This window comes from Shewanella chilikensis, assembly GCF_002836945.1.
GTDB lineage: Bacteria > Pseudomonadota > Gammaproteobacteria > Enterobacterales > Shewanellaceae > Shewanella > Shewanella chilikensis.
Genome location: NZ_NIJM01000059.1, coordinates 1 through 18852 on the forward strand (window position 1 = coordinate 1; position 18852 = coordinate 18852).

Genomic DNA, 18852 nt, shown 5'->3' on the forward strand with positions numbered 1-18852 from the left:
TGATGGGAAACGGGATAGAGCCTATCCACGTGCGTTAAAAATGAGTAAAAACAAGTATCCCATTAAGCCTAAGAAAAATGCCGTTCACACTAAGTGAACGGCATTACCACCTGCGGGTGGCTTTTTTGTGTCTGGGCATTACGGGGATAGCGCCAAAGTTAGAGTAAAACCTGAGTTTATGATCCAGATATGCGCTTTTGTTATCAAAAGGTAAATTCGCTTGGTGCTGTCACTCGACAGCCCAGGCGTTTATCAGTAGCATGGGCTGCGGATCCTTCCATAGGATCCATTCCTTAATTTCTCTGCGGTGGCAGGGCCTAAAGTTGTAGGAAGAAACATGGAAGAACGAAAAGTCATGGTAGCCGGTGGTAATCTGCTGCAGGCTCATACCTGGAAGGGAATGCTGGAGACCTCCGGATTGAGGGTTGAACTGCGCGGTGAAGCCTTGTTGGGTGGCGTGGGAGAGTTGCCGGTTGATATGCAAACCGTTGAACTTTGGGTTCCTGAATCGCAGCGGGAGCAAGCACAGTTACAATTGGCCAGTCTCGATGCCGATAGGCCCCAGTGGCAATGCCTCCAATGTCATGAGTTCAACGACGCCAGTTTTGAACTTTGCTGGCAGTGCAGCGCCGAACGCAGTGAGTGCCATAATTAAGCTATCGATGGCAGGATCCGGGAGTGGCAAATGACAAATAGCCTTGATTTTATGGCCTTGGTTGAACAGGCCAGGGAGCTGGTTCGTGAATTAAGCATAGAAGAGTATCAGCATGATGATAGCTGGCAGCTCATTGATGTGCGAGAAGATCATGAATGGCTCAAAGATCGCCTGCCACTGGCCAAGCACCTGTCCCGAGGCATATTGGAGCGGGATATCGGTAAGCGATTTCCGGACAAGTCTGCAGCGCTGCTACTCTATAGTGCCGGTGGGCAACGCGCTATACTGGCCGCATTGAGTTTGCAACGCTTGGGATATCGGAATGTGGCCTCCCTTGACGGTGGTTATCGCGCTTGGTGTGCCCACGAATTGCCTTTGGTACAGGATTAATGCAGTATTTTCCCCTTTTTGTTGACACTTCACGCATAAGAGTGCTGTTGGTCGGTGGCGGTGAAGTGGCCAGCCGTAAACTGGATCTCTTGGCCAGAACCCAAGCTGAAATTCACCTTGTAGCGCCCAAGGTGAGTGCTGAGGTGGAGGCCTATGCCGCCAGTGGCCGGATTTGGCTGTCTCGCCGGGGCGTGGAAGAGCGGGATCTTGTCGAGCGGGAGCTGGTTTATCTGGCTACAGCCGACAGTCATCTGAACCAAACCCTGGCGGCCAAGGCGCGCGAGTTTGGTGCATGGGTCAATGTGGTTGATACCCCATCCGAGTGTGATTTTATCACTCCCTCCATCGTAGATAGAGGGCGGCTGGTAATGGCCATTAGTACCGCCGGTGCCGCGCCTGTGTTTGCGAGAGACTTGCGAGCCAAACTTGAAACTCTGCTGCCGCCAAGCCTCAACCCTTTGCTGGATTTTATCGCCGAGCGCAGAGAGGAAGTACAGCAGCGCTTGCCTTTGGTGGATGCCAGGCGACGCTTCTGGGAGCATTTCTTTAAGCTCAATGGTGACAGGTTTGACGCCAGCACCCGGGAGAATTTCGAGCTGAGTTTTGCTTCTGGTAAGGCGCAGGGAGAGTTATTGCTGCTGGCAGATGACTGTCATCTGCAGTTGTTGCCGCTGGCCGCCATGCCAATGTTGCAGCGGATAGACAGCCTGATTACAGATGCCGCCCCTACGACTGAGTTGCTGGAGCTTATCCGCCGGGACGCGTCACGCACTGCGCCCATGGCAGACAGTGCCCTGTTGGCATCATATCAAGCCGGTATGCGGATGTTGCGTCTTGCCGACGCAAACGAAGTCGCCAGGCTCAAGGCGGCGTTTCCGTTTGCCAAACATCTGCGCCCCGGCGCTATTTAGACCCTTTATTTCCTTATTGAGGCAGAATCTGCCTCCTTATCACAGAGAAGTTATCATGGCCTTGAAGGCGAGTATTTTTAAAGTTCAGCTCAGTATTGCTGATATGGACCGGCATTATTATCAGGATCATCAGTTGACCATTGCCCAGCATCCGTCGGAAACCGATGAGCGTATGATGGTGCGTTTGTTGGCCTTTGCGCTCAACGCCTCTGACAGTTTGGCCTTCAGCAAGGGCTTATGTGTCGATGATGAACCCGAACTTTGGGATCGCGAGCTTAACGGTGATATTCGTTTGTGGGTCGAGTTTGGTCAGAGCGATGAAAAATGGCTGCGCAAGGCCAGCGGCCGCGCCGACGAAGTGCAGCTGTTTGCCTATGGTGGCCGCAGCGTGCCAGTATGGTGGCAACAGAATCAGCATGCCTTTAACCGTTATGCCAACCTCAAGGTGTGGGAGATACCTGAAGAGCAGGTGAAGGAGATGGCGCAGTTGGTCAGCCGTTCAATGAAACTGGGTTGCAATATCAGCGACGGGATTATTTACCTGAGCAGCGATAGTGCCAGCGTGATGGTAGAACCTAAAGTGCTGAAGCCCCTGGCATTGTGATTGTCTCGGTTGCTGCGAGTCGTCTTAAATAACAAGAGCCGCCTTAAAAGGGCGGCTCTTGGTTTATGTAGCGTTTTATCTCCAGAGCTTAACCTTCTTCTGGGAGTACTTCATCGACCTCGTTGCGGCCCTTGGTCTTTATTATCACCAAGGCGGTTACCAGCAGAGTCACCACTATGCCGCTGATGGTGGAGACTGTCATTGGCAGACCTGCACCCAGGGTACTGGAGTTGAGCAGGAAGCTTATCACCACTGTGGTCATAAACATCGCCGGAATGGTACAGATCCAGTGCAGCTTATTGTGACGCAGCAGGTAGGCTGAAGCTGTCCACAGCATCATTACCGCAGTTGCTTGGTTGGCGACCCCGAAGTAGCGCCAAATCACGCCGAAGTCCACCTGGGTCAGTATCGCCCCTATGATGAACAGCGGAATTGCCAACATCAGTCGCTTGGGCATCTCAGTCTGAGGCATATTGAAGTACTCAGACAAGATCAGCCGGGCAGAGCGGAAGGCGGTATCGCCGGAGGTGATAGGCAGAATGATGACCCCAAGCACAGCCATGAAGCCACCGACTGCACCGAGAAGGCCGGTTGAAGCGCTGTAAACCACGTTGGCAGGGTTGCCGTCCATTCCGGCTTTTAGTCCCTCGACACCGTCGAAGAAAGACAGAGCCACGGCACACCAGATAAGGGCAATGATACCTTCGCCTATCATGGCACCGTAGAACACGAAGCGGCCATTGGATTCATTTTCAACACAGCGGGCCATCAGTGGGGACTGAGTCGCATGGAAACCTGACACGGCACCACAGGCGATGGTGATGAAGAGCGCCGGCCACAACGGGGCGTTGTCAGGGTTCAGGTTCTGCAGAAAGTCACCGGCTTCAAAGCCCGGCAACAGAGTATGTTCACTGGACAGCACTATGGCTATGGTCAAACCGATAGACATAAACAGCAACAATGCGCCGAAGAAGGGATAGAGGCGACCTATGATTTTGTCTACCGGCACTATGGTGGCAATCAGGTAGTAAACGAAGATGATGCCGACAAACAGACCAACGCTGCCGCCGGTAAGCTTACCGAGCAAGCCGGCCGGAGCCGAGATAAATACCACACCCACCAACAACAGCAGTATGATGGCGAAGATGTTCATAAAGTTCTTGGCGCCTTTGCCAAGGTACTTACCCGCCAGGTTAGGCACTGACTGACCGCCGTTACGTACCGACAACATGCCGGAGAAGTAGTCATGCACAGCACCGGCAAAGATACAGCCGATAACAATCCACAACATGGCTGCCGGGCCGTATAGCGCCCCCAGAATAGGACCAAAAATTGGACCCACACCGGCAATATTCAACAGTTGGATAAGGTAGACCTTGCCCTTGGACATGGGCACATAGTCGACACCATCTGTTTGGGCGTAGGCGGGTGTTTGTCTTTTATTGTTGATCCCGAATATTTTTTCTACAAAAGCGCCGTAGATGAAGTAGCCGCCGATCAACAGACCGACACACAACAAAAACCACATCATAGTTGTTATCTCCCCGATTTGAGTTGACGCAATTGTAAACACTTTGGTTACAAGGCCCAGCGGGAACTGGGTCAGCGGTCAAAAGTCGGGGGTGAGCGGTTACCTAGGTCGCCGAGCGGTTGTTAGCTTGTGCTTTACTGGTAACCAAACAGCTGCTTCAGTGGCTTGAGAAAGCGCCTCGATACCGGGATCTTGGCGCCGCTGCGGGTGGTGACTTCGGCGCCTGTCTCCAGCAGTTCTATCTCGGCAATGGCCTTTGGGGCCACCAGATATTGGCGATGGCATCTGAGCAGCGGGGTTTTTTCTTCCAGCAGTTTCAGCGTTAACTGGGTATGAACCTTTTCTCTGGCAGTCGCCACATGCACCCCGCCGAGATCGCTGAAGACAAACTCTACCTCGGCGACCGGGATCACCTTGAGACGGTTACCGCTGAAACAGGGTAGGTGTTCCAGTTGTTGCGGTGCTATGGCCGACAGCGACTGAGGTTTGAGATCCCGGCGCAGCTTATCCAGGGTCTGACTGAGGCGCTTCTCATCCAAGGGTTTGAGCAGATAGTCGAAGGCATGGTTATCGAAGGCCTTGACGGCAAATTCATCGTAGGCGGTAACAAACACCACTCTGGGCATATTGTCGGGATCCAGCATGGCGATAAGTTCCATGCCGCTGATCCTTGGCATTTGAATATCCAGGAACAACAACTGAGGCTTGAGCTTGGCTATCGCCTGCATGGCCTCTATGGCGTTGCCACATTGGCCGAGAATTTCAATGTCGCCGGCCTGAAGCAGTAGCTCGGCCAACTCCTCACGGGCAAAAGGTTCGTCATCGACAATAAGACAAGTGATCACAGGGCTGTTTCCGTTATGGGTAAATGTATGCTGACTCTAGTGTAACTGTCGCTCTGGCACTCGACACTGACGCCATAATCTGGGCCGAAGAGATTCTGTATTCTTTTGTGCACCAGGTTCATCCCCAGGCCATCGGATTCTTCGGCGGGTTGATAAAGGCCGGCATTGTCCGTAACTTCCAGTATGAGTCTGTCATCTGTGCGGCGGCCTTCTACCCGAATACGGCCAGTGTCTATCAGATGCGAAGTGCCGTGTTTGACTGCATTTTCTATGATGGGCTGCAGGGTAAAGGCCGGCACTCTAATGGTCAGCAGAGATTGGGGTATGGCGATATCCACCTCGAGCTTATCAATGAAACGGGCCTTTTCTATGGTGAGATAGGCTTCGATATGCTCCAACTCATCTCCCAGAGTCACCAGGCCAGCAGTACGCTTGAGATTAATTCGCAAAAACTGACTCAGCTGTTGCAACAAGGTTCTGGCCATGGGCGGATCGCGACGTATGATAGCGCCTATGGTATTAAGCGCGTTGAACAGAAAATGTGGGTTAACCTGAGCCTGCAACAGTTTGAGTTCCGCCTGGGTCAGCAGGTTTTGTTGCTGCTCGAAACGGCCGTAGAGAATTTGGTTCGACAGCAGACGGGCGATCCCTTCCCCCAAGGTGCGGTTGATGTTGAGAAACAGCTTGTTCTTGGGTTCATACAGCTTGATGGTGCCTATGACCTCATTGTCGCTACGAAGTGGGATCACCAAACTGGAACCCAGTTTACAGTTGGGGGAAATGGAACAGGCATAGGGAACTTCCACTCCATCGGCAAACATCACCTTGTTCTGGTGTATGGCATCCAGGGTTATTTGGGACGATATCAAGGTGCCGGGCAAGTGGTGATCGGCTCCTATACCGATAAAGGCCAAGAGTTTTTCCCTGTCAGTTATGGCCACTGCGCCGACATTGGTTTCCTCTATGACTATCTTGGCAACCTGAGTACTGGTTTCCTCGTTGAAGCCGGAGCTCAAGAGTCCCACGCTGCGCTCGGCAATTTTCAGCGCCTTGGTGGAAAAGCTGGATGAGAGCTTATCGAACATGGTTTTTTGATCCCGTACCATGCTCATAAACAGGGCCGCACCTATGGAGTTGACCAGCAACATGGGCGGAGCTATTTGACGCACCAGTCCCCAAGCTTCATCAAAGGGTTCAGCCAGCAACAAGATAATGCTCATCTGCATCATCTCGGCATAAAAGGTAATAAGGCACACCAGGATTGGATTGAACACCAACTCGGCCTTGCCTTGACGGCGCAGATAATAGCTGATCATCCCGGCAGATAAACCTTCCAAGGTAGTGGAAACCGCGCAGGCCAGATCGGTGAACCCACCGAGACTGTATCTGTGTAAGCCGCCGGTTAAGCCGACCAGCAAACCTGTCGTCGGGCCACCGAGCAGGCCACCGAGCACTGCACCCATGGCGCGGGTATTGGCGATGGCGCCATGGGTCTGCTCACCGAAATAGGTTGCCATGATGCAAAAGCCGGAAAATACCAGATAGAGAAAGATCTTATGGGGCAGGCGGGTTGATGCTTCGGTAAACAGCTTGAACAAAGGGGTCTTGCTGACCAGATAAACGATCACCAAATACAGGCTCATCTGCTGTGTCAGCAATAGAATAAGGGACATGACAACTCCTCTTGCACAAGCAAACAACCGCCATAATGACAAACAAGTTGCGCTAAATCAGGGAATACTGCAGCAAAATCCGTTAAAAATCGGCTGCGACTCATTGTTTTGTGGAGGATACATGAATTCGTCGGTACATGGCCATCAGGTGTTGCAGTTGTTGCTGGAACAAGCCTCTCCAATTAAGCGGGACAAGCTCAAGGCATTGATGCAGGAGCGTTTCGGTAAAGACGCCTGTTATCATACCTGCAGCGCCGAGGGAATGGACGCAGAGGCTTTGCTCAACTTTCTGGCCGCCAAGGGCAAATTTATCGAATCATCTCAGGGGCTGAGCACCCTTGAGAGTAAAATTTGTCGTCACTGAGTTTCATTTGTCTGATCTCTGGCAATCATTTCAGCTTGGGCTTTGTCGCTCAGACTGTGAAAATCACGAATGAAGATCCGCAGCAGTTTGGACTTGGCAATACCCGTCTTGCGGGCAATACCGTCCAGCTGACTAATGCTGGCTTCAGTCAGGGTAAAAGTGGCATGGCGATAGAGACGGGTTGATTTTTTATCCAGTCCCATTCGAGATTTGGCCACAGAGCCACCGCCCAAGCGGCTGGGTTTCCCATGGGCGTAGTTATTGGCATCTTCGATGAAATCGTCGACAGAGACCTTTTTGGCCTTGGGTTTGATCTTGTGACGTTTGAGATCAGTTAAGCTCATAAGAGTTTTCCGGCGGAATGGCTAACAGCTCGTCGGCAATATTGCGTATCTCCTCGGCGGCTTTTCCATCGGGCTCAATTTCGATGACAGAGGAGCCTTTTTCTTCGCTGTCATCATAGATATTGCGGCTAAAAGTGACCGAGTCCAGCGCCCTCAGACCGAACGATTTTACTACATCTTTTGCTTCCAGAATGCGTTTGAACTGTGAAGGCAGCGCCGGACATTGAGTCAACACTATTGTCGCCACCATCTTGGGGTTGACCATCTTACAGGTGCTGAGCATATCTTCCATATGGGGCAAGGTTTTTAAATCACGCCGCTTGGGTCTTAAAGGGATCACCACATAACTGGCAACCGACATGGCGGCTCGCATCGCCAGATTATCCTGGCCGCCGCAGTCGACTATTACATAGTCGAAGCGTTCATCCAGGCTCAGGAGATCGTTACGGATCTTGCCGTAGAGCTGAATACAGTTGATTGCAGGCAGGGAAGGGTCATTGTTGCGGGCCTGGATCCAGTCGGATGTGGTGCGCTGGGGGTCACAGTCGACCATTAACACGTTGGCCCGATATTTCTGGGTAATGTGTACAGCCAGATTTTGGGCCAGACAGCTCTTGCCACTGCCCCCTTTCTCTCCGCCTACGAGCAGTATCATGGATTTTCTCCCCGTGTCCTTGGTACTTAAGTTGATGTAAAGTATAGAACACCCCGGATACTACGTCGGGGATCTAGATAAGTTGCATGGCGATGTGAAAACGCTTTGGGTTGATCTCGCTGCAACGGCACACCTGTCCCTTGATGGTATTTTGTGAATCCGTTCCTGCATGGAAGGTTACAGATAGCAGTTCTCCCAAGGTAAAGGGTTGATGGTACTCAAACAAAATCCCCCGTCTGGACAGATCAATACAGATGCCATCGTCATTGAGTTCATCACCCGCTTTATTTATCCAATGAAGCCTGATCCGCTCCGCCTCCAGATCGACCCGCAGTGATCTGCGTCTTTCGATAAAGTCATCCAGATTTTCATCCATGGCAGTCCCCTTAAGTTCAATGGATAGTAGGCCGTTATCCCATATTTCTTAGGTTTGAGTCTCTCGAGGCTATGGATGCGGTAACGGCTCTGGGTATGTGTCCTGATAACCCTGATTTACCGTATTTGTACCGCACATTTTCATTATTGCTGTGAGAATCAAATCCTATGTGAAATGGGGTAAGTGTTTTAAAAATAGCATAGATTTGTCGGTAGCTAGGGTCAGTTCTAAAGAGCTGATAAAAAAGAACCCGGCGTCTGCCGGGTTCCAGTTAATTGTCATACTCTTGATTCTTGGGGTAGGGCATCTTCAATTGCCCCCAGCGGATCACTATCACAGTTGCTGCAAGCACCAAGGTTGAGATTGAGATGGCGACTATGCGCCAATCTTCCATCGATTTCATGTCCAGGATAAGATAACGGGCCAAAGCCACTATTGCGATATAGAGCGGCATACGTACAGGTAACTTGCCGGATTCGGCATAATTGGCCACCATGGCCAGCACTTCCAAGTAGATAAACAGCAGCAGCAGATCGGCAAGGGCCACAGCGCCCATTTTGAAGATATGCACTATCTCCTGGCCAATGGCGACGACTGTGGCAATGGCAATAACAAACAAGACCAGATGTTCGACGGCTTTAAGGCTCTTAGAGCCGTATTGACGATACAGTTCCATGAAAACTCCCTGAAATCATTTCCTAAATAGTATCAGTAAATTTCCTGCTCGCCGCGAAATCTGTGTGATAGCTTTCACAGAACCTTTAACCGGGGCGGCCATCCAACCTAGCTCGGCAAAGAATAGGCGCGTAAACTACTATAAAAGTGGTAAATGCCAATAGCCAGCAGAGAATCGCGCCTATTAGTAAGATTTGGCTTAGCTGAGGCACAATTGCTGCCGCGACCCTCAAGGCTGCAGCCAGTAACATCAAGCCAAAGGCGGTGATCATAGGCCAGGCAATCTGCAGTGGCCTGCCGGAATGCCCCAGAGATACCCTCGCCATCATAGCCAAGATCATTCCCCCCATACCGCCAACGGTCAGGGCATGAAACCCCAACATCATCTGGCCGCTGACACCAATAATCAGCAGTCCGATCGGAATACACAGGTAACTTAAATGCAGTGACCACAGCAGCGGTACCTTGAGGCTGGCGTGCCAGCCCCAGCGTGCCCAGCGCAACAACAGTACTGTGCCTGCCAGTAAGGCCAATGTTTGTGTCAACCAGGAATAGGGTAAAAACAAGCTGATCAGCATGAGAATCAAAGAGGCGAAGCTGAGAGCTTCAAGTACAGGGCTTGGTGCTCCGCGCTTGAAATCTGTGGCGCGTTCGGTAAAGAAGGGGATTACCCTGCCGCCAAGTAGAGCCACCAGAATAACGATCAACAGCGCCGCGGCCTGCAATGCTTTTTGTGCCAACCCAGGCTGTTCAAGGCCAAGATAAGAGAGGAGGTTGGCACAAAAGAGTAACAGCAGCAGGGGGACAAACACCAGGTTGCGCCACTGTTTTACCCTGAAGACAGCTAACCCCAGTATTATTGCCGTGACCGGAAAAAATGCCAGATCCAACAGCATTACTAAAGTAAAAGGGGCTATGCCGGCATCAAGCAAGAGTAGTCTGGGAGCCAGCCATAGACACCAGAGCAGCAGTAAAGGCCAGCCTCTTATGCCCGGGATCCCTGTCCAGTTTTGAACTGCTGTTAACAAAAAGCCTGCGATAACAGCGCCGGTGAAACCGAACAGCATTTCGTGTCCATGCCACCACAGGGGATTGGCGTGGGGCGTCAGTTGGACTTGACCACTGAGTAAGGCTCCCCAAAGCAAGAGCGACAACAAGCCGAACAGGCTGGCACCGAGAAAAAAAGGCCTGAAACCCAAACGAAAAAGCGCCAGCGGAAACTGCTTGTTGGCCGGTTCGTCAATGTTGAGGATCCCTCCCCGGGTGTTGCGAGTGCCGGATTTACTCATAGTCTTGCCTTAAATACCCAAACAAAATACTCGGGTATTTTAAGGTGTAATATAAATACATGTAAATATATCCAAAGAGTTATCTGTTTGAAGGGTAGGGGGGAAGATACTCATCCTTGGTTATTTCGGCTTGGCTCATTCAAAGCCTTATTGATTTAATCCTGTTTGATTCAATCTGATTACTCGAACGGATTGAAGTCCGCTCTATCTTCTTGGTATTCAGGCATAAAAAAACCGCCACTCGGCGGTTTTTAAATAAATTCAGTACTTTAGCGTGTTGTTTCAATGTTTGCTCAAGTACTTGTCTGATAACTTACTTCAGAGCGTCGCTCAACAGGGGACGGAAGCGTTTGACCAGCAGGCTGGTGGCTTTAGGTGCGCCGGCAACGATATGGCCGGAGAGCAGGTAGTTGTGGCCACCACTGAAGTCGGTAACTGTACCACCGGCTTCACGAACAATCAGATCGCCGGCGGCGATATCCCAAGGCTTGAGGCCCAGTTCGAAGAAGGCGTCTACACGACCGGCGGCTACATAAGCCAGATCCAGTGCGGCAGAGCCGGCGCGGCGTAAGTCGGCACTCAGAGAGAAAGCTTCGCCAAACAGCTTCATATAAGTTTCGGTGTGCTGACGAGCCTTGAAAGGGAATCCTGTGGCAACCAGGCTTCCACCCAGATCGTTGACATTGTTTACTCGCAGACGGAAATCATTCAGCTTGGCCCCTTTACCGCGGACGGCGCTGAATAGTTCATCGCGAACGGGATCATAGACAACGGCAACTTCAGTTTTGCCCTTGTACTGCATGGCGATAGAGACGGCGAAGTGAGGTACACCATTAACAAAGTTATTGGTGCCGTCCAGAGGATCAACAATCCACAGATAATCTTGGTTGGTGCCGCGGTTTTCGCCATTTTCCTCACCCACTATACTGTGGTCTGGATAGGACTTGCGGATCTGATAGATAATTGCTGCTTCTGCTTCCTTGTCTACACTGGTCACAAAATCGTTGACACCTTTGGCATCGACCTCAATACGGTCGAGTTCGGTGTAGGCACGCATAATAGTTTGGCCTGCAGCGCGAGCAGCGCGCACGGCAATAGTCAGCATCGGATGCATTGCAATCCCCTGGATGTTAAAGAACGGACAAAAATTCGGCGCAGATTATATCCTAGTTGACGCTGATATCAAATGGCGATTTTTCTATAAGCAAAAAAATATGCCTGTGGTACCATCCGCCTCCTGATTTTTTTATTTTTGAAGTTGTTCCATGCTCTCCAATATTCGTGTCGTCCTGGTAGGTACCACGCATCCCGGCAATATAGGTTCTGTGGCCAGGGCCATGAAAACCATGGGATTATCCAACCTTTATCTGGCGGAGCCCAAAGTTGAACCAGACGGTCAGTCCATTGCGCTTGCCGCCGGCGCCTCTGATATTCTCAAGCATCTGGTCAAGGTCGACAGCCTGGAAGAGGCAATTAAAGACTGTAGTCTGGTGATTGCCACCAGTGCCCGCAGCCGCACACTCGACTGGCCCGTGCTTGAACCCCGTGAAGCGGGCAGCAAATTGGCGCTTGAAAGTTGCCAGGGGCCTGTTGCTATTGTCTTTGGCCGTGAAAGCCATGGCTTAAGCAACGAAGAGTTGCAAAAATGCCACTATCATGTGTGTATCCCTGCCAACCCGGAATACAGCTCACTCAATCTGGCTCAGGCTGTGCAGCTTATCTGTTATGAAACACGGGTGGCATGGCTGGAGAAACATCAACAAGTCGAGCAGGAACTGGCCGAGTATCCCAGCAGTGAAGATCATGAGCGTTTCTTTGAACATTTGGAACGGACACTGCAAAAAACCGGCTTTATTATCAAGAATCATCCGGGACAGGTGATGATTAAGCTGAGGCGCCTGTTTACCCGGGCCAGAATCGAAACGCAGGAGATGAACATACTGCGCGGGATCCTGACATCGGTAGAAAAAAAGGTCGACAGTAAAGAAGAGTAATCCGAGGAATCAAGATGGGTGTGATAGCCAGACTGAAAGAGGACATAGGATCCATTTATCACAGGGATCCTGCCGCGCGGGGCACATTGGAGATATTGCTCAACTATCCGGGAATGCAGGCTATTTGGCTGCACCGTATCAGCCATAAACTGTGGAAGGCCAATTGGTGTTTTCTGGCGCGTTGTCTGTCCACTTTTTCCCGTTGGCTCACAGGGGTGGAAATACACCCGGGGGCAACCATAGGTAGGCGGTTTTTTATTGACCATGGCATGGGAGTCGTGATTGGCGAAACGGCCGAGATTGGTGATGACTGCACTCTTTATCACGGGGTGACACTGGGGGGCACCACCTGGCAAGCCGGCAAACGCCATCCGACCTTGGGCAATAACGTGGTCATAGGTGCCGGAGCTAAGGTGCTGGGCCCCATTACCATGCATGATAGGGCTCGGGTTGGTTCCAACTCTGTGGTGGTTAAAGACGTGCCCAAGGACACTACCGTTGTGGGTATTCCTGGCCGAGCTGTGACAGTCGCATCGGCTCAATCCAAGGAAACCAGTGAGCGCCGCAGTGCCATGGCCAAGAAATACGGTTTCGATGCTTACGCCGTTTCTCCCGATAATCCAGACCCTGTTGCCAATGCCATAGGCCAGATGTTGGATCATATGCATTTGATGGATTCCAAAGTACAGGAAGTTTGTCATGCGGTTCAGAAAATGGGCGGCAGTGTCTGCACTGAACGTCTGCCTGAGTTGGATGTGGGCGAGTTCAGTGATGCTGAAACTGCTGCGGCACAAAAGCGGCAACAGTCAATGGATGAGTTTGATCCCATTATCTGATACTCGATGACCATTTTATCGGCTTTTGCCATTGAATAATCGTGGCGAAAAAGGTTAAATACCCCACCAAGCAGACAGGGTATTCAACCTGATTTATGAACCACAATACCCGAGTAAACAAGTAGGATTTATACTTGACTAAATTGCTCGGGTATGTTGAAATTCCCACATACCTGTTTGGGAGCCGTGGTCGTTTTATGAAACTTACATCTAAGGGTCGCTACGCAGTGACAGCCATGCTGGACGTGGCCATACATTCGGCGCAGGGGCCGGTACCGCTGGCAGATATTTCAGAGCGCCAGGGGATTTCCCTTTCTTACCTAGAACAACTCTTTGCCAAACTGAGAAAGCAGGGCTTGGTCGCCAGTGTGCGCGGTCCCGGTGGCGGTTATCGCCTCGGATTGGAAGCCAATGACATCTCGGTGGGCATGGTGGTACATGCGGTAGATGAATCTGTCGATGCCACCCGCTGTCAAGGCCAGGGGAATTGCCAAAGTGGCACCCGCTGTCTGACGCATTCGCTCTGGGGTGACCTGAGCAAACAGATTTCTGACTTTTTAAATGGCATCAGCCTTGCTGCACTGATGCAGAAACGGGATGTGCAGTTTATCTCGGTAAAGCAAGACAAGATGCAGCAGGAGCAGAGAGTCAGCGCTTGAGCTGATCCTCTGTTGGATATAAAAACGAATAATGTACGTTGTATGTAGCCTCGGCCGAGACTGCGAAGTACGGAGTGTGTAATGAAGCTTCCTATCTATTTGGATTATGCCGCAACAACGCCTGTAGACCCCCGGGTTGCAGACAAAATGGTACAGTACATGACAATGGACGGTGTATTCGGTAACCCCGCATCCCGTTCACACCGCTACGGCTGGCAGGCCGAAGAAGCGGTGGATATCGCCCGTAACCAGGTCGCGGAGCTGATCAATGCTGATCCCCGTGAAATTGTGTTCACCTCAGGCGCTACCGAATCTGACAACCTGGCTATCAAAGGTGTTGCCCACTTCTACCAGAAGAAGGGTAAGCACATCATCACCAGCAAGACAGAGCACAAGGCCGTACTGGATACCTGCCGTCAGCTGGAACGTGAAGGTTTCGAGGTCACTTACCTGGAGCCTGCGGCCAACGGTATTATTCCTATGGAGCGCCTGGAAGCGGCCATGCGCGACGACACCATTCTTGTCAGCATCATGCATGTTAACAACGAGATTGGCGTGATCCACGATATCGATGCCATCGGCGAGCTGTGCCGCAGCAAAGGCATCATCTTCCATGTGGATGCAGCCCAGAGTGCCGGTAAGCTGCCTATCGATATTCAAAAGACCAAGGTCGATCTCATGTCTATCTCGGGTCACAAGATGTATGGCCCCAAAGGCATAGGCGCCCTGTATGTACGCCGTAAGCCTCGTATTCGTCTGGAAGCCCAGATGCACGGCGGTGGTCATGAGCGTGGTATGCGCAGCGGCACCCTGGCGACTCACCAAATTGTGGGTATGGGCGAAGCGGCGGCCATTGCCAAAGCCGATATGGAAAAAGATAACGAACGTATTCGCTATCTGCGCGACAAGTTGTGGAACGGTATCAAAGATATCGAAGAAACCTATCTCAATGGTGATATGGATCAGCGTGCTTGCGGCAGCTTGAACGTCAGCTTTAACTATGTGGAAGGCGAGTCGCTGATGATGGCGCTCAAGGACCTGGCCGTATCTTCCGGCTCTGCCTGTACTTCTGCCAGTCTTGAGCCCAGCTATGTGTTGCGTGCCCTGGGACTGAACGACGAAATGGCGCACAGCTCAATCCGTTTCTCCATAGGTCGTTTCACTTCTGAAGAAGAGATAGATTACGCAATCGAAACCATTAGAAACTCTATTGGCAAACTGAGAGAAATGTCACCACTTTGGGAAATGTTCAAAGATGGTGTAGACCTCAACCAGGTGCAGTGGGCACACCACTGATCCCCGCGGATAGATGAATTTGGAGCAGTATCATGGCTTACAGTGAAAAAGTGATAGATCATTACGAGAACCCGCGTAACGTAGGTTCTTTCGACAAGAACGACCCATCCGTAGTAACAGGTATGGTGGGTGCGCCCGCCTGTGGTGACGTGATGAAACTGCAGCTCAAGATTGACGACCAGGGCATCATTGAAGACGCTCGCTTCAAGACTTACGGTTGTGGCAGCGCCATCGCATCAAGCTCTTTGGTGACCGAATGGGTTAAAGGCAAATCCATTGAGGAAGCGGCCGCCATCAAGAACACGGATATTGCAGAAGAGTTGGCTCTGCCACCTGTGAAGATCCACTGTTCGATTCTGGCCGAAGACGCCATCAAGGCGGCTCTGGAAGAGTACAAGTCCAAGCAAGATAAATAACGCCAGGAGTTAAGATGGCTATTACTATGACGCCTGCCGCCGCCGAGCGTGTCCGTGCCTTCCTGAGCAACAGAGGAAAAGGTATAGGTTTGCGTTTGGGGCTCAAGACTTCAGGCTGCAGCGGGATGGCTTACGTTCTGGAATTTGTCGACGAACTCAATGAAGATGATGAGGTATACAACATAGATGGTGTCAACATCATCATAGATGCCAAGAGCTTCATCTATCTTCAAGGGATCGAGCTGGACTTTGTCAAGGAAGGACTCAACGAAGGCTTTAAATTCAATAACCCTAACGCCAAAGGTGAGTGCGGTTGCGGTGAGAGCTTCACGGTTTGAGTTCCACCGCCGCCCTGAGAGTATATGAATTATTTCGAGCTGTTTGATTTAACTCCCTCCTTTGATGTGGACACCGCCGAGCTGGCCAGTCGCTACCGCGAGCTGCAGCGGGCGGTGCATCCCGACAAATTTGCCAACGCCAGTGAACAGCAAAAGCTGTTGGCCATTTCCCGCACTGCCCAGATCAACGATGCCTTTCAGACCCTGAAAGACCCTATCCGTAGAGCCGAACATATGTTGGCGCTCAAAGGTGTGGATATCAGTCACGAAACCACCACGGTTAAAGACACCGCCTTTTTGATGCAGCAGATGGAATGGCGTGAAGCGCTGGAGGAAATAGGCCAGAGCGGCGATGCCCAGAGCGATATCGATGAGCTAGATGCTTCATTCGCGGCTTATCGTAAGCAAGAGACAGAGCTGCTGCGCAACCAACTTCACAGTTCCAAAGAGGCCGATGCAATAGCCGCGGCAGATCAAGTCCGTAAGTTGAAGTTTATGGCAAAATTGCAGGATGAACTGCAGCGGGCCCAGGATGCGCTGTTCGACTGAATTCGCTTTCGGCCTTAAAGCATATTCCTACAGTTGGCTCAATTTCTGATTGAGCCAACTTTTTAAACACAAGATGGAAGACTATGGCACTTTTGCAGATTGCTGAACCCGGCCAAATGGCCGCTCCTCACCAACACAGATTAGCCGCCGGGATAGATTTGGGGACCACCAACTCCCTGGTTGCTGCGGTTCGCAGCGGCGAGACCAGTACACTGGCCGACGAGCAAGGTCGGCATTCATTGCCATCTGTGGTGCACTATGGCGAGCAGGGCGTCCGAGTAGGTCACGATGCCCTGGCCGATTCGGCCAAGGATCCTGAAAACACCATAGTGTCGGTGAAGCGCTTCATGGGCCGTTCTTTGGCCGATGTACAAAGCGGTGCGCAAGCTTTCCCCTATCAGTTTGAGGCCAGTGAAAACGGCCTGCCATTGTTTGTTACCCGCGCAGGTAAAATGAATCCGGTTCAGGTGTCTGCCGAGGTTTTGCGCCCCCTGATTGCCCGCGCCGAGTCCACTCTGGGTGGCCCATTGGAAGGCGTGGTTATCACAGTGCCAGCTTATTTTGATGATGCCCAGCGTCAGGGAACCAAAGATGCGGCAGCCTTGCTTGGTATCAAGGTGTTACGCCTGCTCAATGAGCCAACGGCGGCCGCCATCGCCTATGGCCTGGACTCGGGTCAGGAAGGCGTCATTGCCGTCTATGACTTGGGCGGCGGCACCTTTGATATCTCTATTTTGCGTCTCAACCGCGGCGTGTTTGAGGTACTTGCAACCGGTGGCGATTCCCGCCTGGGTGGTGATGACTTTGATGAACTGCTGCAAGGCTTACTGCGTGAACGCATGGCGCTGGAGTCGCTTTCCAGCCAGGAAGCGCGGCAGTTGCTGATGGAAGCCCGGCGGGTAAAAGAGGCGTTGACCGATAGCGACAGCACTATTGCTAAGCTGACACTGCAAGACGGCACTGAGCGTGAAGCCGAAGTGAGTCGCAGTGAGTTTGACCAGTTGATAAACACACTGGTGAAGAAAACCATTCAAGGTTGCCGCAAGGCTTTGCGCGACGCCGGAGTGGATGCTGACGAGGTGCTGGAAACTGTGATGGTTGGTGGCTCTACCCGTGTGCCTCTGGTGCGGGAAATGGTCGGCGAATTCTTTGGCAAGGCGCCGCTGACATCGATTGACCCGGATCGCGTGGTTGCCATAGGTGCAGCGGTACAGGCCGATATTTTGGTGGGTAACAAGCCTGACTCGGATCTTTTGCTGCTGGATGTGATCCCACTGTCGCTCGGCATTGAAACCATGGGCGGTTTGGTGGAGAAGGTGATCCCGCGCAATACCACAATTCCGGTGGCCAGAGCCCAGGAATTCACCACCTTCAAAGACGGTCAGAGCGCCATGGCGTTTCATGTGGTGCAAGGTGAACGTGAGCTGGTCGCCGATTGCCGCTCTCTGGCGCGCTTTACCCTTAAGGGCATTCCACCATTGGCCGCTGGTGCCGCGCATATTCGGGTGACCTTCCAGGTCGATGCCGATGGCTTGCTCAGTGTCACTGCCATGGAGAAGTCGACCGGGGTGCAATCCAGCATCCAGGTTAAACCTTCCTTCGGCCTGAGTGATACTGAAATTGCCGGAATGCTCAAAGATTCGATGCAGAACGCCAAAGAGGATATTGAGCTGAGAATGCTCACCGAGCAGCGAGTGGAGGCAGCCAGAGTACTGGAATCGCTGCACTCGGCACTGGCGAAAGATGGCGATTTGCTTAGCCAGGAGGAACGCGTTTTGGTTGACCGCGCCATGGCTGACTTGAATGAAACTGCTGCCAATGGCGATGTTGATGCCATCAAGGCGGCGATAGAAGCGGTGGATGCGCAGACCCAGGAGTTTGCCGCCAGACGCATGGACAATTCGATTCGGACCGCGCTGAAGGGTCAGTCGGTCGATAACATATAGGTGAGACTATGCCACAGATAGTATTTTTGCCCCATGAAGAACTGTGTCCAGAAGGCGCCGTGGTGGAGGCAGAGGTGGGTGAATCCATTTTGGATGTCGCGCTGAAAAACGGCATCAACATAGAACATGCCTGCGAGAAATCCTGTGCTTGTACCACCTGCCACGTGATAGTGCGTGAAGGCTTCGATGATCTCGAGCCCAGCGATGATCTGGAAGACGACATGCTGGACAAGGCCTGGGGCCTGGAGCCAGAGAGCCGTCTGTCTTGTCAGGCCAAGGTGGTTGAAACCGATATGGTGGTGGAAATCCCCAAATACACAGTCAACATGGTCAGTGAAGGCTAGGGAAGGTTAGAACAGGTCCTTGTGGCCTTCTCTTTTGTAGAGAGTGGCTTGCACAGTAATGGGCGTTCAAGGCACCTTCCCTAAGTGCTGATATCGTTTGAAAACCGGCCTCAAGAGGCCGGTTTTTTATTGCTATGCTTGGCATGCAGAGATTGATTTCCA

The 18852-nt window shown here is 51.9% G+C and carries 23 protein-coding genes; 14 read left to right on the forward strand and 9 right to left on the reverse strand.

Features of this window, described 5'->3' with window-relative positions; all coding sequences use genetic code 11:
* The first annotated feature begins 337 nt into the window (after positions 1-337).
* From CX651_RS17060 to CX651_RS17075, 4 genes are read left to right on the forward strand one after another with little or no spacing between them, the layout of a single operon-like run.
* Positions 338-655, forward strand: coding sequence for a putative signal transducing protein (locus tag CX651_RS17060; RefSeq protein ID WP_101057116.1), 318 nt, complete (start codon positions 338-340; stop codon positions 653-655).
* Positions 656-685: 30 nt separating this feature from the next.
* Positions 686-1045 (forward strand): rhodanese-like domain-containing protein, encoded by a 360-nt coding sequence (locus CX651_RS17065; protein ID WP_101057118.1) that lies wholly within the window; start codon positions 686-688, stop codon positions 1043-1045.
* Positions 1045-1956: a precorrin-2 dehydrogenase/sirohydrochlorin ferrochelatase family protein gene (locus tag CX651_RS17070; protein ID WP_101057120.1), complete on the forward strand. Its 912-nt coding sequence runs from the start codon at positions 1045-1047 to the stop codon at positions 1954-1956. Before CX651_RS17065 ends, CX651_RS17070 begins: the two co-directional genes overlap by 1 nt.
* A gap of 55 nt (positions 1957-2011) precedes the next feature.
* On the forward strand, positions 2012-2560 hold the full coding sequence (locus tag CX651_RS17075; RefSeq protein ID WP_039033828.1) for a YaeQ family protein: 549 nt from the start codon (positions 2012-2014) through the stop codon (positions 2558-2560).
* Between the two features lie 88 nt (positions 2561-2648).
* Here the strand turns inward: CX651_RS17075 and CX651_RS17080 are convergent, their stop codons facing one another.
* The 3 genes from CX651_RS17080 to CX651_RS17090 all read right to left on the reverse strand — a co-directional run bounded on the left by CX651_RS17080 (position 2649) and on the right by CX651_RS17090 (position 6609).
* A complete protein-coding gene (locus CX651_RS17080; protein ID WP_101057122.1) occupies positions 2649-4091 on the reverse strand; it encodes a carbon starvation CstA family protein in 1443 nt (480 codons plus the stop codon).
* Positions 4092-4225: 134 nt separating this feature from the next.
* Complete coding sequence (gene btsR, locus CX651_RS17085) at positions 4226-4936, reverse strand: two-component system response regulator BtsR (protein ID WP_101057124.1); 711 nt, start codon at positions 4934-4936, stop codon at positions 4226-4228.
* Positions 4933-6609 (reverse strand): sensor histidine kinase, encoded by a 1677-nt coding sequence (locus CX651_RS17090; protein ID WP_101057126.1) that lies wholly within the window; start codon positions 6607-6609, stop codon positions 4933-4935. Before CX651_RS17090 ends, btsR begins: the two co-directional genes overlap by 4 nt.
* Positions 6610-6730: 121 nt before the next feature.
* Here CX651_RS17090 and CX651_RS17095 point away from each other — a divergent pair, with 121 nt between their 5' ends.
* Positions 6731-6973, forward strand: a complete 243-nt coding sequence (locus CX651_RS17095; RefSeq protein WP_101057128.1) for a YecH family metal-binding protein — start codon at positions 6731-6733, stop codon at positions 6971-6973.
* On the opposite strand, the gene CX651_RS17100 is transcribed toward CX651_RS17095, so the two are convergent.
* From CX651_RS17100 to suhB, 6 genes are all read right to left on the reverse strand, one after another.
* Positions 6967-7317: a replication protein RepA gene (locus CX651_RS17100; RefSeq protein WP_101057130.1), complete on the reverse strand. Its 351-nt coding sequence runs from the start codon at positions 7315-7317 to the stop codon at positions 6967-6969. The genes CX651_RS17095 and CX651_RS17100 overlap by 7 nt on opposite strands.
* Positions 7304-7972, reverse strand: coding sequence for an AAA family ATPase (locus CX651_RS17105; RefSeq protein ID WP_101057132.1), 669 nt, complete (start codon positions 7970-7972; stop codon positions 7304-7306). Before CX651_RS17105 ends, CX651_RS17100 begins: the two co-directional genes overlap by 14 nt.
* 73 nt (positions 7973-8045) lie before the next feature.
* Positions 8046-8348: a PilZ domain-containing protein gene (locus tag CX651_RS17110; protein ID WP_101057135.1), complete on the reverse strand. Its 303-nt coding sequence runs from the start codon at positions 8346-8348 to the stop codon at positions 8046-8048.
* Between the two features lie 271 nt (positions 8349-8619).
* Positions 8620-9024, reverse strand: coding sequence for a phosphate-starvation-inducible protein PsiE (locus CX651_RS17115; RefSeq protein ID WP_039033836.1), 405 nt, complete (start codon positions 9022-9024; stop codon positions 8620-8622).
* A gap of 85 nt (positions 9025-9109) precedes the next feature.
* The gene (locus CX651_RS17120) at positions 9110-10276 is read right to left on the reverse strand and encodes an NnrS family protein (protein ID WP_101057154.1); all 1167 of its coding nucleotides are present in this window, start codon (positions 10274-10276) and stop codon (positions 9110-9112) included.
* Between the two features lie 349 nt (positions 10277-10625).
* Positions 10626-11426 carry an inositol-1-monophosphatase gene (suhB, locus tag CX651_RS17125; protein WP_039033837.1) on the reverse strand — a complete coding sequence of 267 codons (801 nt, stop codon included), beginning with the start codon at positions 11424-11426 and terminating at the stop codon, positions 10626-10628.
* A 151-nt stretch (positions 11427-11577) separates the two neighbouring features.
* Here suhB and trmJ point away from each other — a divergent pair, with 151 nt between their 5' ends.
* The 9 genes from trmJ to fdx all read left to right on the forward strand — a co-directional run bounded on the left by trmJ (position 11578) and on the right by fdx (position 18690).
* Complete coding sequence (gene trmJ / locus CX651_RS17130) at positions 11578-12306, forward strand: tRNA (cytosine(32)/uridine(32)-2'-O)-methyltransferase TrmJ (protein WP_101057136.1); 729 nt, start codon at positions 11578-11580, stop codon at positions 12304-12306.
* Between the two features lie 14 nt (positions 12307-12320).
* Positions 12321-13142 carry a serine O-acetyltransferase gene (cysE, locus tag CX651_RS17135; protein WP_101057138.1) on the forward strand — a complete coding sequence of 274 codons (822 nt, stop codon included), beginning with the start codon at positions 12321-12323 and terminating at the stop codon, positions 13140-13142.
* Between the two features lie 197 nt (positions 13143-13339).
* Entirely contained in the window at positions 13340-13801 is a 462-nt protein-coding gene (iscR, locus tag CX651_RS17140; protein ID WP_025011489.1) for a Fe-S cluster assembly transcriptional regulator IscR, read from the forward strand.
* 81 nt (positions 13802-13882) lie between these two features.
* On the forward strand, positions 13883-15097 hold the full coding sequence (locus CX651_RS17145) for an IscS subfamily cysteine desulfurase (RefSeq protein ID WP_101057140.1): 1215 nt from the start codon (positions 13883-13885) through the stop codon (positions 15095-15097).
* A 32-nt stretch (positions 15098-15129) separates the two neighbouring features.
* Entirely contained in the window at positions 15130-15513 is a 384-nt protein-coding gene (gene iscU, locus CX651_RS17150; RefSeq protein ID WP_101057142.1) for a Fe-S cluster assembly scaffold IscU, read from the forward strand.
* Positions 15514-15527: 14 nt separating this feature from the next.
* The gene (gene iscA, locus CX651_RS17155; protein WP_025011492.1) at positions 15528-15851 is read left to right on the forward strand and encodes an iron-sulfur cluster assembly protein IscA; all 324 of its coding nucleotides are present in this window, start codon (positions 15528-15530) and stop codon (positions 15849-15851) included.
* Between the two features lie 24 nt (positions 15852-15875).
* The gene (gene hscB / locus CX651_RS17160) at positions 15876-16400 is read left to right on the forward strand and encodes a co-chaperone HscB (RefSeq protein ID WP_101057144.1); all 525 of its coding nucleotides are present in this window, start codon (positions 15876-15878) and stop codon (positions 16398-16400) included.
* 83 nt (positions 16401-16483) lie between these two features.
* Positions 16484-18346, forward strand: a complete 1863-nt coding sequence (gene hscA, locus CX651_RS17165; RefSeq protein ID WP_101057146.1) for a Fe-S protein assembly chaperone HscA — start codon at positions 16484-16486, stop codon at positions 18344-18346.
* Between the two features lie 8 nt (positions 18347-18354).
* Positions 18355-18690 (forward strand): ISC system 2Fe-2S type ferredoxin, encoded by a 336-nt coding sequence (gene fdx, locus CX651_RS17170; protein WP_039033844.1) that lies wholly within the window; start codon positions 18355-18357, stop codon positions 18688-18690.
* Positions 18691-18852 lie beyond the last annotated feature (162 nt).

What these genes read in the sequence shown, in the direction of transcription:
- CX651_RS17080 (WP_101057122.1), bottom strand. Translation starts at nt 4,091, where the DNA reads ATGATGTGGTTTTTGTTGTGTGTCGGTCTGTTGATCGGCGGCTACTTC.
- iscU (WP_101057142.1), top strand. Translation starts at nt 15,130, where the DNA reads ATGGCTTACAGTGAAAAAGTGATAGATCATTACGAGAACCCGCGTAAC.
- CX651_RS17065 (WP_101057118.1), top strand. Translation starts at nt 686, where the DNA reads ATGACAAATAGCCTTGATTTTATGGCCTTGGTTGAACAGGCCAGGGAG.
- CX651_RS17095 (WP_101057128.1), top strand. Translation starts at nt 6,731, where the DNA reads ATGAATTCGTCGGTACATGGCCATCAGGTGTTGCAGTTGTTGCTGGAA.
- suhB (WP_039033837.1), bottom strand. Translation starts at nt 11,426, where the DNA reads ATGCATCCGATGCTGACTATTGCCGTGCGCGCTGCTCGCGCTGCAGGC.
- CX651_RS17105 (WP_101057132.1), bottom strand. Translation starts at nt 7,972, where the DNA reads ATGATACTGCTCGTAGGCGGAGAGAAAGGGGGCAGTGGCAAGAGCTGT.
- CX651_RS17060 (WP_101057116.1), top strand. Translation starts at nt 338, where the DNA reads ATGGAAGAACGAAAAGTCATGGTAGCCGGTGGTAATCTGCTGCAGGCT.
- CX651_RS17070 (WP_101057120.1), top strand. Translation starts at nt 1,045, where the DNA reads ATGCAGTATTTTCCCCTTTTTGTTGACACTTCACGCATAAGAGTGCTG.
- CX651_RS17100 (WP_101057130.1), bottom strand. Translation starts at nt 7,317, where the DNA reads ATGAGCTTAACTGATCTCAAACGTCACAAGATCAAACCCAAGGCCAAA.
- fdx (WP_039033844.1), top strand. Translation starts at nt 18,355, where the DNA reads ATGCCACAGATAGTATTTTTGCCCCATGAAGAACTGTGTCCAGAAGGC.
- iscA (WP_025011492.1), top strand. Translation starts at nt 15,528, where the DNA reads ATGGCTATTACTATGACGCCTGCCGCCGCCGAGCGTGTCCGTGCCTTC.
- CX651_RS17075 (WP_039033828.1), top strand. Translation starts at nt 2,012, where the DNA reads ATGGCCTTGAAGGCGAGTATTTTTAAAGTTCAGCTCAGTATTGCTGAT.
- CX651_RS17110 (WP_101057135.1), bottom strand. Translation starts at nt 8,348, where the DNA reads ATGGATGAAAATCTGGATGACTTTATCGAAAGACGCAGATCACTGCGG.
- cysE (WP_101057138.1), top strand. Translation starts at nt 12,321, where the DNA reads ATGGGTGTGATAGCCAGACTGAAAGAGGACATAGGATCCATTTATCAC.
- CX651_RS17090 (WP_101057126.1), bottom strand. Translation starts at nt 6,609, where the DNA reads ATGTCCCTTATTCTATTGCTGACACAGCAGATGAGCCTGTATTTGGTG.
- hscA (WP_101057146.1), top strand. Translation starts at nt 16,484, where the DNA reads ATGGCACTTTTGCAGATTGCTGAACCCGGCCAAATGGCCGCTCCTCAC.
- hscB (WP_101057144.1), top strand. Translation starts at nt 15,876, where the DNA reads ATGAATTATTTCGAGCTGTTTGATTTAACTCCCTCCTTTGATGTGGAC.
- CX651_RS17145 (WP_101057140.1), top strand. Translation starts at nt 13,883, where the DNA reads ATGAAGCTTCCTATCTATTTGGATTATGCCGCAACAACGCCTGTAGAC.
- trmJ (WP_101057136.1), top strand. Translation starts at nt 11,578, where the DNA reads ATGCTCTCCAATATTCGTGTCGTCCTGGTAGGTACCACGCATCCCGGC.
- iscR (WP_025011489.1), top strand. Translation starts at nt 13,340, where the DNA reads ATGAAACTTACATCTAAGGGTCGCTACGCAGTGACAGCCATGCTGGAC.
- CX651_RS17115 (WP_039033836.1), bottom strand. Translation starts at nt 9,024, where the DNA reads ATGGAACTGTATCGTCAATACGGCTCTAAGAGCCTTAAAGCCGTCGAA.